The organism is Myxococcus sp. MISCRS1, assembly GCF_026626605.1.
GTDB lineage: Bacteria > Myxococcota > Myxococcia > Myxococcales > Myxococcaceae > Myxococcus > Myxococcus fulvus.
This window is the reverse complement of sequence record NZ_JAPNKB010000001.1, coordinates 9,026,717-9,039,578: the sequence shown is the minus strand read 5'-3', so window position 1 is coordinate 9,039,578 and position 12,862 is coordinate 9,026,717. Positions and strand designations below refer to the sequence as shown.

Here is a 12,862-nt window from a genome sequence, read left to right as displayed (position 1 = left end):
TCCTCTTACAGGCCCCAGTCGGGGTTGAGGTGCATGATCCACTTCCGGTGGAAGTTGGACTGCATGCGCATGGTGTAGGTGGCCGTCAGCGGCATGAAGTAGCGCTTGCCGACGAGACTGGAGACGAACGGGATGCTGCCGGTGGCGAGCCCCCAGAGCACCCACATCTCGGCGGGGTACAGCGAGTTGTAGCCCTGCTCGTGGTCGATGCCCTTGGCCATCGCGGCCAGCGGCGTGAGGTTGCCGCCGTCGGACATCATGTTGGCCCGGGGCGCGAGCGTCGCGCGGTCGATGGCGCCGCGCAGGGCCACCTGGGCGTTGGACGCGTACCAGGACGTGAAGATGATCCAGTTCGCGAACGGGACCTTCATCTCGTAGAAGTAGCGCAGGCGGATGGTGAGCCGCGTGGCCTTCCGGTAGACGAGCTCGGAGCTGTCCGGCTCCGGCAGGTTGAAGAACTTGCGGATGTTGCTCTCCAGCGAGGGGACCTCCGGGAAGCTGTCCGCGCCGTCGAAGTCCAGCTCCTGCCAGTTGTAGCCGCTGCGCAGCTTCCAGATGGTGTCGATGGGCGTGAAGTACGCCGGGTTGATGGTGTCCACGCGGATCAGGCCGAACAGGTTCGAGCCGTTCACCGTGCGAGGAACCACGCCGCCGCCGAAGTTCAGCGTGCGCATCGCGGAGTCGTAGATTTGATGGATGGCGAAGGTCTTCGCCAAGTTGCCGATGTCGTCGGTGCGCCCCAACGTCGGCAGCAGCGCGACGATGGCCGCGTCATGCATGCGCTCGTTGTTGCCGTTCCACACGACGCCGGCGCGCGCGGCCTGGTAGGCGGCGTACTCGGTCATCAGCTTCGCGTGCTGAATCAGCGTCAGCTGGATGATGCCCAGCGTCATGAAGACCGCGAGCGGCATGATCATCGCCGCTTCGACCGCCGCCTGCCCGGATTGACGGCCCGACGCCTTTCGCGGCCGCTCTTCCTGTTCCATTCCCATGGCGCCATTATCTCGATCAGCGCCTCCGGGACGCATCGGTCAAATGGACACCGCCGGACGGTTTCAGCCTCCCATTTATTGAAAAATCGCGCGGGCTTACGGCGCGGGTTGGGCAGGCTCGGCCGGGGTTTCGGCCGAGTCGGCCTCGCGGCTCAGGCGTCGCCGGGCCGCCTGCGCGGCGCTGGAACCCGGAGATTCCTGGATCACCTGACGACACGCGGCCAACCCCTCACGTCGGCGTCCCAGGGCGAGCTCGGCATCGCACAGCCGGTTGAGCAGACCCATGCGCTCCGTCCCGGAGGCCCCGGCGTTCAGGGCGAGGTTCAAGAGACCCGCCTCCCGGGCCCGGTCCCCTTCCCGGAACGCGGCTTCGGCCTTGAGGGACAGCTCACGGACGGAGGGGCCCCGGGCCTTGTCCTCCTTCGCGGCCTCGGGAGCCGTCGAGGCGGCCTTGGGGCTCTTGGGCCGCATCACCAGGGCATCCTCCTGCTGCTTCGTAGGCTTCGGGGCCGCCGGAGCCGTCCTGGAGGCGAGCGAACGTTCGATGGCGGAATCATCCTGGGGCGGTGCGGGCGGCGGCTGGGCGACGACGGCCTGGGGCAGCGACTCCGCGGCGGACTCCATCGCCGGGGCACCCTCGGCCTCCTCCCAAGCAGCAACGTCCGCTGACGACTTGTCGTCCAGGTCCGCGCTGGACTCCTTCTTCGCCGCGCTCGAACCTCCGAGCCGGAGCGGCTCCCGGCGCGCCACCTTCCCCTGCGGCGCCTCCAGCTCGTCGCTCACGGGAGCGCGCTTCTCCAGGGCCTTCGGCGCGGGCTTCGATGTGACGGGGAGCGAGGCCGTGGGCAACGAAGGGGCGCCCTTCGACTTGGACCTGGAAGCCTCGCGAGGGCCCACCGAGCCGATTCCACCCCCGCTGCCGTTCTGGTCCCAGTCCTCGGCGCGGCGGGCCACCTGGTTCTTCCGCTCGCCGAACTCGTCGCGCTGCCGGGTCTCGTGCATGAGCCGGTCCTCCGCCAGCTCGCCATCGACGACCGGCGCCGAGTCCGCGTACGCGGCGGCGGCCGCGGCCGAAGCGGGGGCCGGGGCCATGCCCGCAGTGGGCGGCGGAGGGGCGTCCACGGAGGTGGGCTCCGCCTTCTTCACCTGGGCCTCCACCTGCCTCAGGTCGGGGCGGGTCAAGTCGGGCGAGACGGCCATGAACGAGACGATGCCCAGCGTGCCCACCGACGCGAGCCCCACGACGGGCAAGAACCAGCGACGCCACCGGGACGGCTTGGGTTCGGGGCCCGCCGCGGCCCGGCGCGCGGACTGCTGCGCGTAGGCCAGCAGCGACTCCAGGCCCGCGTCCGGCGCGGGCTCCTCGGAGAGCTGCGACATGGTGACGCGCACGCCACGGATGTCGTCCAGGGCCTGGGTGCAGCGCACGCAGCCCTGCAGATGGGACTCCACCGCCTGGGCCTCCGTCGTGGAGAGCTCGCCGTAGGCGAAGTCGAGGAGCCGGTCCTCATGAGCATGGAGGTTCTGCGGCTTCATCCCACCACCGTCCTTCCATCCTCGACGAGGTCGCCATCCACGCCCAGCTCGGCCAACCGGCGACGCAGGCCGTCCAGCGCGTAGCGCATCCGGCTCTTCACCGTGTTCTCCGAAACACCCGTCACGTCGGCGATGTCCTTGAACGGGATGCCGCTGTACTCACGCAGGATGAACACCTCGCGCTGCTCTTCCGGCAGCGCCGCCAGGGCGCGCTCCAACAGGGGCCGCAGCCGCGCGTTGTGCGCGCCGCGCTCGGGGCTGGCGCCACCATCCGGCAGCGCGTCCGCGAGCGCCCGGCCGTCCTCGCCGTCCGCACCATTCACCGGCGACTCCAGGGACGCGGCCTGGCGGTAGCTTTCTTTGCGCGCGCTGTCCACACAGAGGTTCCTCGCGATGGTGTAGACCCAGGTGGTGAATCGGGCCTTCGCCTGATACTCGCCGGCGCTGCGTACGACCTTCAGCCACGTCTCCTGCAGCACGTCCTCCGCCCGCGCGCGTTGCCCGACGAAGCGCAGGATGAAGTTGAACACCGGTGTCCGATGCCTTCGCACCAACGCCTCGAACGCACGAGCGTCCCCCGCCTGGAAGGCGAGCATCAGGCGCTCGTCTGAGGTCTCCGGTCCCAACTCTCCCCCATCGCTCGTGGAGCCACGCTCACTTCCGGCCCACCCTCAACCCGTGCCGTCATAACGGACGACGGCGCGCGAGGGTCTAATCCGGTCGTGGTCTCCGGTAAGTGGCCAGAATGACAGGCAGCGCGACCCCTGTCACCAGCGCCGCCTGGGCCAGGAGCACGCCAGGCAGGGGACGCTGGAGGTGGACGTGCAGCGAGCGTGCGAGCGCCAGGCCCAGCAGGACCCCCGTCGCGGTGCGCACCGCGTTGGAGCCCGCCGCGGGCCGGAAGCGGCCCACCGCCCAGTCCACCAGCGCGGGCAGCGTGAGCAGCAGCACGGCGGGCACGTCCCAGGACCAGCTCAGCGGCGCGCGCGCCACGAACAGCGCCACCAGCCCGGCCAGCATCACCGGGTAGGTCCCCAGACAGCGGGCGCAGAGCCTCAGCCCGCCGAAGAGGTACGTGCGGTTGTACTCATCCGGGTGATGGTGACTGAGCCAGAACACCGTCGGTCCCTCCGGGAGGTGGAGTGGGAGCAGCCCGCTGGGATGCGTCCTCCGCCAGGAAACACGCGGCGAAGTGCCCCGAGTCCAGGGGATACAGCGGAGGCGACTCGCGTCGACAGCGCTCGATGGCGTGGGGACATCTCGGATGGAACGTGCAGCCAGGAGGCGGTGCGAGCGGAGAGGGCGGCTCGCCCGGTACCAACAGCCGCGTCCGGGTCCGCGACGGGTCCGGCACCGGCACCGCCGCGAGCAGCGCCTGCGTGTAGGGGTGGCGCGGTCGGCGATACAGCCTGTCCGAAGGGGCCAGCTCGACGACGCGCCCCAGGTACATCACCGCCACGCGCGTGGACACGTGCTCGACGATGTTCAGGTCGTGCGCGATGAACACATAGGTGAGCCCGCGCTCGCGCTGCAGGTCCACCAGCAGATTCACGATTTGCGCCTGGATGGAGACATCCAGCGCGCTGATGGGCTCGTCGGCCACCACCAGGTCCGGGCGCAGCGCGATGGCCCGGGCGATGCCCAGCCGCTGTCGCTGCCCACCGGAGAACTCGTGGGGAAGCCGCCCCAACGCCTCGCGCGGCAGGCCCATCGCGTCGAGCAGCGCGAGCACCTCGCGCTCCTTCTCTCCCGGACCACGCGCCAGGCCGTGGATGTCGAAGGGCTCACCCAACAGCTCGCGCACCGTCATGCGCGGATTGAGCGAGGCATACGGGTCCTGGAAGACGAGCTGCATCCGGCGACGCAGCGGCCTCAGCCTGCGCTGGGACAAGCCGGTGAGTTCCTGCCCGTCGAAGCGGATGGAGCCCGCGGTAGGCTCCACCAGTCGCAACAGCGCGCGCCCCAGCGTGCTCTTCCCACAGCCGCTCTCCCCCACCAGGCCCAGCGTCTCGCCCCGGAAGACGTCCAGGCTGATGCCGTCCACCGCCTTCACCGCGCCGCGCACGCGCTGCAACACGCCCGTGCGCACGGGGAAGTGCACCTGGACATCCCTCGCCTGGAGGAGCGGCTCGACGGGGCTCATGGCGCGGGCACCGGATGATGACAGGCCGCGCGCTGCGAGCCGCGCTTGAGCTCGAGCACCGGCATCACGCGCGCGCACTCTTCGGTGGCCCGCTCACACCGCTCGCGGAAGGCGCAGCCGGAGGGAAGTCGCCCCAGCGCGGGCACCATGCCGGGGATGGCCCTCAGTCTCCGCCTGGGAGCGCGAGCATTCGCGTCGAGTTCGCCGCCCAGCGCGGGCAGCGAGCGCAACAGCCCCGCGGTGTACGGATGGGCCGGATGGGCGAACAGCTCGCGCACCGGCGCGTGCTCCACCACCTTCCCCGCGTACATCACCACCACCGTGTCGCAGCTCTCCGCGACGACGCCCAGGTCGTGGGTGATGAGCATCACCGCCATGCCGCGCTCGGCCTGCAGGCGCTTGAGCAGGTCGAGAATCTGGGCCTGGATGGTGACGTCCAGCGCGGTGGTGGGCTCGTCCGCGATGAGCAGCGACGGGTCGCACGCCAGCGCCATCGCAATCATCGCCCGCTGCCGCATGCCGCCGGAGAGCTGATGAGGCCACGCATCCACCCGCTCGCCGGGCGCGGGGATGCCCACCTGACGCAGCATCTCCACCGCGCGCTCGCGGGCCTGGGAGCGCGAGGCGCCCAGGTGCAGCCTCACGCCCTCCGAAATCTGCTCGCCCACCGTGAAGACGGGGTTGAGCGACGTCATCGGCTCCTGGAACACCATGGCCACGTGGCGTCCCCGCACGCGCCGCAGCTCCTCCTCCGGGAGCGTCAGCAGATCGCGCCCCTCGAAGAGCACCTCGCCGCCCGCCACCCGCACGGGAGGCTGGGGCGCGAGTCGCAGCACGGACAGCGCGGTGAGGCTCTTGCCGCAGCCGCTCTCACCCACCACGCCCAGCGTGCCACCAGGAGGCAGCGCGAAGGACACACCGTCCACCGCGCGCACCGGGCCTTCCTCCCGCGACAGCTCCACGGTGAGGCCCCGGACGTCCAGCAGGGGCCCCTCCGCCGAGGGCGACGCGACGGAGGTCACTTCTTCGCCAGCTCCTCCAGGAACTCCACCTCCTGGATGAGCCCCTTGCGGATGAGCAGGCGGATGAGGCTGGCCACCATGCGCGCGGGCTTCACCTTCTCCGTGTCCAGCACCGCCTCGTCGCCCCGCGACATGCGCTCCAGGTCATCCAGGATGGCCAGGTCGTCGTCGGAGAAGTCCGGCGTGGGCGTGAGCGCCAGCGCGGGCTGCGAGCCCTTCGCCGCGCCACCGAACATCACCACCGGGACGCGCGGCTTGCCGTCGTCGGCCTCGAGCACGGGAGGCGGCGGAGGCCGGGGCGGCGGAGGCTTCACGCCGAGCAGGTCATCCAGCGAGTCGCCCCCGGCGCCGCCCAGGGCCTCGGCGGGCGGAGGCGGCGGCGTCCCGGGACGACGGGCCGCGGGAGCGGCGGCGGGGGGCGGTCTCGCTGCGGGGGGCTTCGGCGTCTCCGGCATCTCCCACTCCAGTGGCGTTCCCGCGGCCACGGGGAGAGGACCTGCGCCCTCCTCCTCGTACAGCGGCTCCGCCTCGACGATGTCCAGCGGCTCTCCCCGCGCCCGGGCCAGCGCGGTGTCCAGGTCGTCCGACGCGACGACGAAGACCCGCACCTGCTTGCGGAGCTGGAAGCGCAGCTCATCCACCAACGTCAAATCCCCCGGGTCCTCCACGGCGACGTGGACGCGCTCGCTGCGGCCCTCCACCTCCATCCGGAAGAGGAGCACCCGGTGCTCGGCCTGGAAGTCCAACGACACCAGTGACGACACCGCTGGCGCGATCTCATCCGGCAGCTCGATGAAGGGCAGCCCGTGCTGGACGGCCAGCGCCCGGGCAACATGGATGGGCGCACACGCCCCCTGCGCCACCAGCACCTCGCCCAGCCGCATGCTCCCCGGAGCGCCCTTCTGCCCGAGCGCCACCCTCACCTGCTCCGCCGTCACCACGCCCGACTCGACGAGCAGCTCGCCAATCTTCTTGCGCATAAGGCAGAGCTACCGCTTGACCTTCGCGAGGTACTCATCGCGGGAGAAGACGTTCTTCTCGATGAGCAGCTCCACCATCGCCTTCAGGGCCGCCACCTCCTTGCGCTGCACCTCCTCCACGCTGCGCAGGAGGTCCGCCGGACTGCCACCTCCCGAGGACGCGCGAGGGGCCTCCGCGACCGGCGGTGCCGGGCGCGCGGCGGGAGCGGGCTTGGGCGCCGGAGCGGAGGCGACAGCGGCCGCCGCCGGGTCCAGGTCCTTGAGGTTCTTCACCACCGTGCGGCCCTGGGCGTCCACCACCTTGAAGTTGGTGTCCGCGTCCTCCAGCTCCATGTTCTGCTCGTACATGCGAGCAAACGCCCGGGCGATGGAGGTGCGGCCGGCGACGTTGGGGATGATGCGGCACTTCGTCACGGCGCGCAGCTCGTCGAGCATCCGCACGTTGAGCGGATCCGACATCGCCACCACCAGCGTCTTTCCCTCGTCGCGAAGCTGCAGCGGCAGCACGGAGAAGTCGCGCGCCGTCTGCGCCGGAATCTTCGCCTTCACGTGCGGCGCGACCACCTGCACCGCGTCCAGGTTGACCGCCGGCATGCCGAGCTGCTTGGACAGCGCCCGCACCAGGATGTCCTCGGAGACGAGGCTCATCCGCACCAGGATTTCACCGAGCTTGCCGCCCCACTTCGCCTGTTCGGCGAGCGCGGCCTTGAGCTGGCTCTCCTGGAGCACATTCGCCTTGATCAGCAATTCTCCAAGCTTGATCTGTGCCATGTCGTGGGGGCCACTCTACCCGAGTCCAGCCGTCGCGCTCCTTCTTCCGTGCCTGGCCGGTCAGGAACCCGGCGCCGGGGGTGCCGGCGACTCGGGGGGACCGACGGGCTGCTCACGCCCGGAGTCATCCACCTCGACGACCTTGGCCCCCTCCGGCGGGACCAGCTCGTAGAGCGTCAGGTCCGGCCGGGCGTTGAGCTTGATCTGCTGGTAGCGCACCTGGAGCTTCGTCTGTGCCTGCTTCGCCTCCAGCTCCACCTTGCCCGGGAAGATGAGCCCGCCCTGCTCCAGGAAGTCGTCGAACGCCAGGTCGTACCCCGGCACGCCCCGCACCTGGCTGCGCACCACGCGCAAGTACTTGGGGTGAACCTGTAGCACCTGGGTGGCCGCCCCCCGGTGGAGCGTGAGGACGTAGACGCCCTCCTTCGTGTCCAGCTCCAGCGTCTTGCGCTCGGGTGGGATGAGGGGCACCTGGCCCAGGAGGATGGCCACCAGCTCCTCGCCCGGCAGGACGACGGGAAGGAAGCGCGAGACGTTCTCGGGGCTCGCCGGCCCCTGGTACCAGGTATGCGTCTGGGCCTGGTACAGGCCGAAGCGCGAGCCGTCCCCCACCAGGGAGGCGAGGGGCCGGTTGAAGAAGTCGAACGTCTCCAGGTGCAGGAAGGCCGGCCGGGTAACGGCGAGGAACATGCCGATGGTGCCGCTCTGCTGGGGGGACTCGACGCGCAGCTTCGCGTCCCCCTCCAGCGTCACGACGTTCTCCTGGTTCGCCCGGACCCGTTCGTAGACGACCTCGGCATCGGTGAGCTGGCCCTCGGGGCCGAACTCGATGCGCTTGGGGCAACCCGAACAGAGCACTCCCAGGAAGATTGCGACGGCTGCGCGGTTCATATGTCCTAGTCTGGGCCATGGCGCCCTGCCGGGTCACCCACCAATGAGCCTGAACGACATCCTGCATTACCTCCGCCTGGGCGGAGTCACCCTGGCCCTGCTGCTGCTGGCCTCCGTTGCCGCGCTCGTCGTCGCCGTGGAGCGCATCATCGCCCTCTGGGGGGTGAGCGAGCGCTCGCGCCTGCTGGGCGAGGCGGTCAGCAAGCACCTGTTGCGAGGCGACGTGGCCGCGGCCCGCACCGCGGCCGAACGCTCCGACTCCGTGGCCGCCGACATCTTCCTGGCGGGCTTCGACCGCTGGGAGCGCAGCCGAGGCTCGGGCGGTGCGGGCGTGGAGGCCGCCGTGGAGCGCGAGCGCGCGCAGGTGGGCCTCAAGCTGCGGCGCAACCTGTGGATCCTCGCCACCATCGGCTCCATCACCCCCTTCGTGGGCCTGTTCGGCACCGTGGCGGGCATCATGCGCTCGTTCAAGGACCTGGGCCTGGACGTGGAGGCGGGCGGCACCGGCGGCAGCGCCGCGGTGATGACGGGCATCTCGGAGGCGCTCGTGGCCACCGCCGTCGGCATCCTCGTCGCCGTGCAGGCCATGGTCTTCTACAACTACTTCCAGGCCCGGCTGTCGCGCGTGCTGGTGGAGCTGCGGCTGATGGGCGACGAGTTCGCGGAGCTGCTCAAGGAGCGCGCCGCGGGGGGACCTCCTCCGGAGCCCTCGCCCCGCACCGACACCCCGGCCGCTTCCCGCGCCGACTCGCAGCCGGCCTGACGCCCGGAAGGAACGCACCATGGCCATGGGCAAGACACCGGGGTCCGACGACGGCGATGAAGGCGTCTTCGCGGAGATCAACATCACCCCGCTCACCGACATCTTCCTCGTGCTGCTCATCATCTTCATGGTGACCAGCTCGGTCATCGTCCAGCAGGGCCCGGGAGGCGGCGCCAAGGCGGGCCTCAAGGTGAACCTGCCCAAGGGCGGCGCGGCCGACGTCACCGCGAAGACGACGGACCTGTCGGTGGCGGTGCTCGCCGACGGCCGCTTCGTGCTCGCCGGCAACGTCGTCACCCAGGAGGAGCTGCAGAAGTCCTTCGACGCGGCCAAGGTGAAGGACCCGGACACCGTCGTCATCGTCCAGGCCGACGAGGGCGTGCCCCACGGCACCGTCGTCCAGGTGATGGAGCTGGCGAAGAAGGCCGGCCTGGGTCAGCTCGCCATCGGCGTGCGCGAGGGCGACTGACCCGCCAGCCCACGGCACACCGCTGGAAAGCATCGAGGCCACCTCGGGGAAGCTTGGGCTCCCCAGGGTGGCCTCGAGTGTTTCAGGCGGGCGCCCCATTCACGTGGGGCGCCTCGACTCCAGGAGCGAGCCTTCCCCGCTCAGACGGACGCGAACGCGGCGTCGGTGATCTCCATCGGGGACGTGTCCTCGAGGGCGATGAGGCGCGCGGCCTGCTCCACGTTGGGCAGCACGTTGCGCGCGTAGAACAGCGCGCTGTACTTCTTGCCGTCGTAGAAGGCGCGGTCCGGGTGGTCCGCGGACAGCTCCGCCTTGGCCTTCTCCGCGATGAGCGCCGCGTCCAGGAGCAGCCAGCCCACGGCGACCTCGGACATCATGTTGAGGAAGCGGTTGGCGGACAGCGGAATCAGCGGGAACTTGCCGCCGTCCTGCGACCAGCCGAACACCGTCATCGCGCTGGACATCAGCGCCTCCTGGGCGCTCGCCAGGATCTTCACGGCCTCGCCGTACACGGCGTGCTCGCGGTTGGCCTCGACGAAGGCGCCCACGTCACCCATGAACTGCTGGAAGTGCGCGCCGCCGGCCTGACCCAGCTTGCGGCCCACCAGGTCCATGGCCTGGATGTGGTTGGTGCCCTCGTAGATGGAGAAGATCTTCGAGTCGCGCGTGTACTGCTCCACCGGATAGTCCTGGATGTAGCCGGCGCCGCCGTACACCTGGATGGCCTGCGAGCACAGGCGGAAGGACTGGTCGGAGCCGTAGGACTTCACCAGCGGGGTGAGCAGCTCCACCTGGCCCTTGTGGTAGGTGGCCGCCTCGTCGTCCTTGCCCGCCAGCTGCCGCGCCTTGTCCAGGTGGTGCGCCAGCTTGATGATGAGCGCGCGGATGCCCTCCACGTGGGCCTTGATGTCCAGCAGCATGCGGCGGACGTCCGGGTGCTCGATGATGGCCGCGCGCGCCGCGGTGGGGTCCTTCCACTTGGTGAAGTGGGAGCCCTGCTTGCGGTCCTTCGCGTAGTCCACCGCGTTGTAGTAGGCGGCGCTCGCCAGCGCGACGCCCTGGATGCCCACGGCGATGCGCGCGCCGTTCATCATCTTGAACATCTGGCTCATGCCGACGTGCTCGACGGTGCCGACGAGCTCGCCCAGACAGCCGTCGTTCTCACCGAAGTTCAGCACACAGGTCGCCGAGCCGTTGATGCCCATCTTGTGCTCGATGGAGCCCACCGACACGTCGTTGGACGCACCCGAGCTGCCGTCCTTGCCGATGCGCAGCTTGGGGACGATGAACAGCGACAGGCCCTTGGTGCCGGGCGCCGCGCCGTCGATGCGCGCGAGGACCAGGTGGATGACGTTCTCCGCCATGTCGTGGTCGCCGCCGGAGATGAAGATCTTCGTCCCCTTGATGTTGTACGTGCCGTCACCGTTGCGGCGCGCGGTGGACTTGGCCGCGCCCACGTCGGAGCCGGCGTGCGGCTCGGTGAGGCACATGGTGCCGCCCCACGTGCCGTTGAGCATGCGCTCCACGAACAGGTGCTGCTGCTCCTTCGTGCCGCACTCCGCGATGACCTCGGCCGCCGAAGGACAGGCCCGGGTACATGTTGAAGGCCGTGTTGGCGCCCGACAGCAGCTCCTCCACCGTCACCTGCAGCATCATCGGCGCGCCCTGGCCGCCGTGCTCGGGGCTGACCGCCACCGTCTTGAAGCCCTGCTCGTAGAGCTTCTTCCACGCGTCCTTGAAGCCCGTGGGCGTGTAGACGGAGCCGTTCTCCACCCGACAGCCCTCGCGGTCTCCCACGGAGTTGAGGGGCCCGAGCACCTCGCGCGCGAAGCGGTACGTCTCCGACAGCACCGCCTTCGCCTCGTCCGGGCCCCAGGCGTCGTACGGCGCCTGACCGGCCACCTGGCCGAAGCCGAACTGCTCGAACAACGTGAAGAAGATCTCTCGGAGGTCGGTCTTGTAGGTGTTGATGCCGGCGGACATGGCCACTCCTGCGTGACGGCTCGCTGCCCACCCTCCAGGGAGGGCCTCGGGTCAGCGGCGCGAAATTGAGACACAGGAAGTGTGGCGGCGACTGATTTTTGAGTCAACCCTGAATGACACCCTGCGTTGAGGGGCAACCCGTCTGCCCCCCACCGCAGGACTGCAAAGCGCTACTTCTTGACCTTCTTGGCCGAGGGAAGCGTCGCCGTCTTGGCGGCGGGCTTCTCCCGGGGCGCCGTCTTCTTGGAGGAGGCGCCGGCCGGACGCTCGTCCGAGTCCTCGTCGTCTCCTTCGTCGTCCTCGGAGGCGCCCGTCGCCTCGCTCACCCCACCGGTGCTGCTGGGGGTGGGCACGGGGGCCGCGAGGCTCTCGCGGGGCACCTCGATGACGATGGGGCTCTGACCCGAGCGCTGACGGTTCTCGTCCTCGAGCGAATAGAAGAGCTGGATGTGCGCGCCGCCCTTCATCACCAGCTCACCGCGCTGGTTCTCCGCCCACAGGTCGATTTCGACGTAGTAGCGGCCGCCGGTGCCGTGGCGGTTGCTCACCCGGCCCTTGCAGACGACGGTGTCGCCCGGCCAGACCATCTTGTTGAAGCGCACGTTGTAGCGGCGCATCTGGCCGCCGCGGGCCCAGTCGCTGATGAGCTGGCCGAGCATGCCCATGACCAGCATGCCGGGGGCGTAGACGCTCGGCATGCCCACGCTCTTGGCGTAGAGCTCATCGACGTGGACCGGGTTGTAGTCCCCCGAGGCGCCCGCGTACCGGGACAGCTGCACGCGGTCGACGGGGGCCTTGGCCAGGGCGGGCAGCTCGTCCCCGACGCGGATGGACTCGAAGTAGAGCTTGCGCGCGGGCATCACGGGGTCTCCTTGGTGGCGCGGACCACGAGCGTCCGGCGGGCTCGGAACACCAGGTTGCCTTCCTCGTCGCGGCCTTCGTCCTCGATGACCGCGATGTCCATCTTCCCCGACGGGCCCTGGCGCTCGGAGACGTCCGCCACGCGCGTGGAGACGTAGATGCGGTCTCCGGCGAAGATGGGGCGCTCGTACTCGAAGCCCTGCTCCGCGTGGAGCAGGCTCTTGATGCCCACCCCCAAGAGTTCCCTCAGGTCCGCGGCCGAATGGAAGGACGCGGGGAAGGTGGGCGGCGCGATGATGGTGGGGTAACCGGAGGCCCGAGAGTACTCCTCGTCGTAGTAGATGGGATTGTAGTCGCCGATGGCCTCCGCGAAGCGGCGGATGGCACCCTTCTCCACTTCGTTGAGCGTCGGCGGCGAGGCACGGCCGATCGCATTCTTGTCCAGCATTAT

General features: G+C 69.8%; 15 protein-coding genes. 2 read left to right on the top strand and 13 right to left on the bottom strand.

Going from position 1 to position 12,862, the window contains the following annotated elements; genetic code table 11:
* Positions 1-5 precede the first annotated feature (5 nt).
* The 9 genes from OWM54_RS36350 to OWM54_RS36310 form a co-directional block, all read right to left on the bottom strand.
* The gene (locus tag OWM54_RS36350) at positions 6-992 is read right to left on the bottom strand and encodes a TadE/TadG family type IV pilus assembly protein (protein WP_141324755.1); all 987 of its coding nucleotides are present in this window, start codon (positions 990-992) and stop codon (positions 6-8) included.
* A gap of 96 nt (positions 993-1,088) precedes the next feature.
* Positions 1,089-2,528, bottom strand: a complete 1,440-nt coding sequence (locus tag OWM54_RS36345) for a zf-HC2 domain-containing protein (protein WP_267700365.1) — start codon at positions 2,526-2,528, stop codon at positions 1,089-1,091.
* Complete coding sequence (locus OWM54_RS36340; protein WP_223751681.1) at positions 2,525-3,154, bottom strand: RNA polymerase sigma factor; 630 nt, start codon at positions 3,152-3,154, stop codon at positions 2,525-2,527. The genes OWM54_RS36345 and OWM54_RS36340 overlap by 4 nt, the downstream gene beginning before the upstream one ends.
* Positions 3,155-3,239: 85 nt before the next feature.
* Positions 3,240-3,647: a DUF2085 domain-containing protein gene (locus OWM54_RS36335; protein ID WP_141324752.1), complete on the bottom strand. Its 408-nt coding sequence runs from the start codon at positions 3,645-3,647 to the stop codon at positions 3,240-3,242.
* Positions 3,616-4,671 (bottom strand): ABC transporter ATP-binding protein, encoded by a 1,056-nt coding sequence (locus OWM54_RS36330; RefSeq protein WP_267700364.1) that lies wholly within the window; start codon positions 4,669-4,671, stop codon positions 3,616-3,618. The genes OWM54_RS36335 and OWM54_RS36330 overlap by 32 nt, the downstream gene beginning before the upstream one ends.
* A complete protein-coding gene (locus tag OWM54_RS36325) occupies positions 4,668-5,693 on the bottom strand; it encodes an ABC transporter ATP-binding protein (protein ID WP_267700363.1) in 1,026 nt (341 codons plus the stop codon). Before OWM54_RS36325 ends, OWM54_RS36330 begins: the two co-directional genes overlap by 4 nt.
* Entirely contained in the window at positions 5,690-6,673 is a 984-nt protein-coding gene (locus tag OWM54_RS36320; protein WP_141324749.1) for a general secretion pathway protein GspE, read from the bottom strand. Before OWM54_RS36320 ends, OWM54_RS36325 begins: the two co-directional genes overlap by 4 nt.
* A 9-nt stretch (positions 6,674-6,682) precedes the next feature.
* Positions 6,683-7,444, bottom strand: a complete 762-nt coding sequence (locus tag OWM54_RS36315; protein ID WP_141324748.1) for a general secretion pathway protein GspE — start codon at positions 7,442-7,444, stop codon at positions 6,683-6,685.
* A gap of 60 nt (positions 7,445-7,504) precedes the next feature.
* Entirely contained in the window at positions 7,505-8,335 is an 831-nt protein-coding gene (locus OWM54_RS36310) for a DUF4292 domain-containing protein (protein ID WP_223751685.1), read from the bottom strand.
* 43 nt (positions 8,336-8,378) lie between these two features.
* Here OWM54_RS36310 and OWM54_RS36305 point away from each other — a divergent pair, with 43 nt between their 5' ends.
* On the top strand, positions 8,379-9,098 hold the full coding sequence (locus OWM54_RS36305) for a MotA/TolQ/ExbB proton channel family protein (RefSeq protein WP_267700362.1): 720 nt from the start codon (positions 8,379-8,381) through the stop codon (positions 9,096-9,098).
* Between the two features lie 19 nt (positions 9,099-9,117).
* The gene (locus tag OWM54_RS36300; RefSeq protein ID WP_267700361.1) at positions 9,118-9,567 is read left to right on the top strand and encodes an ExbD/TolR family protein; all 450 of its coding nucleotides are present in this window, start codon (positions 9,118-9,120) and stop codon (positions 9,565-9,567) included.
* Between the two features lie 140 nt (positions 9,568-9,707).
* Here the strand turns inward: OWM54_RS36300 and OWM54_RS36295 are convergent, their stop codons facing one another.
* From OWM54_RS36295 to OWM54_RS36285, 4 genes are all read right to left on the bottom strand, one after another.
* Positions 9,708-11,084, bottom strand: a complete 1,377-nt coding sequence (locus OWM54_RS36295) for an acyl-CoA dehydrogenase (RefSeq protein WP_324289191.1) — start codon at positions 11,082-11,084, stop codon at positions 9,708-9,710.
* The gene (locus OWM54_RS43310) at positions 10,987-11,550 is read right to left on the bottom strand and encodes an acyl-CoA dehydrogenase family protein (RefSeq protein WP_324289166.1); all 564 of its coding nucleotides are present in this window, start codon (positions 11,548-11,550) and stop codon (positions 10,987-10,989) included. The genes OWM54_RS36295 and OWM54_RS43310 overlap by 98 nt, the downstream gene beginning before the upstream one ends.
* 170 nt (positions 11,551-11,720) lie before the next feature.
* Positions 11,721-12,410 (bottom strand): MaoC family dehydratase, encoded by a 690-nt coding sequence (locus tag OWM54_RS36290; RefSeq protein ID WP_223751689.1) that lies wholly within the window; start codon positions 12,408-12,410, stop codon positions 11,721-11,723.
* Positions 12,410-12,859: a MaoC family dehydratase N-terminal domain-containing protein gene (locus OWM54_RS36285; RefSeq protein WP_046714763.1), complete on the bottom strand. Its 450-nt coding sequence runs from the start codon at positions 12,857-12,859 to the stop codon at positions 12,410-12,412. The genes OWM54_RS36290 and OWM54_RS36285 overlap by 1 nt, the downstream gene beginning before the upstream one ends.
* Positions 12,860-12,862 lie beyond the last annotated feature (3 nt).

What these genes read in the sequence shown, in the direction of transcription:
- OWM54_RS36350 (WP_141324755.1), bottom strand. Translation starts at nt 992, where the DNA reads ATGGGAATGGAACAGGAAGAGCGGCCGCGAAAGGCGTCGGGCCGTCAA.
- OWM54_RS36345 (WP_267700365.1), bottom strand. Translation starts at nt 2,528, where the DNA reads ATGAAGCCGCAGAACCTCCATGCTCATGAGGACCGGCTCCTCGACTTC.
- OWM54_RS36330 (WP_267700364.1), bottom strand. Translation starts at nt 4,671, where the DNA reads ATGAGCCCCGTCGAGCCGCTCCTCCAGGCGAGGGATGTCCAGGTGCAC.
- OWM54_RS36320 (WP_141324749.1), bottom strand. Translation starts at nt 6,673, where the DNA reads ATGCGCAAGAAGATTGGCGAGCTGCTCGTCGAGTCGGGCGTGGTGACG.
- OWM54_RS36315 (WP_141324748.1), bottom strand. Translation starts at nt 7,444, where the DNA reads ATGGCACAGATCAAGCTTGGAGAATTGCTGATCAAGGCGAATGTGCTC.
- OWM54_RS36310 (WP_223751685.1), bottom strand. Translation starts at nt 8,335, where the DNA reads ATGAACCGCGCAGCCGTCGCAATCTTCCTGGGAGTGCTCTGTTCGGGT.
- OWM54_RS36305 (WP_267700362.1), top strand. Translation starts at nt 8,379, where the DNA reads ATGAGCCTGAACGACATCCTGCATTACCTCCGCCTGGGCGGAGTCACC.
- OWM54_RS36300 (WP_267700361.1), top strand. Translation starts at nt 9,118, where the DNA reads ATGGCCATGGGCAAGACACCGGGGTCCGACGACGGCGATGAAGGCGTC.
- OWM54_RS36295 (WP_324289191.1), bottom strand. Translation starts at nt 11,084, where the DNA reads ATGCTCAACGGCACGTGGGGCGGCACCATGTGCCTCACCGAGCCGCAC.
- OWM54_RS43310 (WP_324289166.1), bottom strand. Translation starts at nt 11,550, where the DNA reads ATGTCCGCCGGCATCAACACCTACAAGACCGACCTCCGAGAGATCTTC.
- OWM54_RS36290 (WP_223751689.1), bottom strand. Translation starts at nt 12,410, where the DNA reads ATGCCCGCGCGCAAGCTCTACTTCGAGTCCATCCGCGTCGGGGACGAG.
- OWM54_RS36285 (WP_046714763.1), bottom strand. Translation starts at nt 12,859, where the DNA reads ATGCTGGACAAGAATGCGATCGGCCGTGCCTCGCCGCCGACGCTCAAC.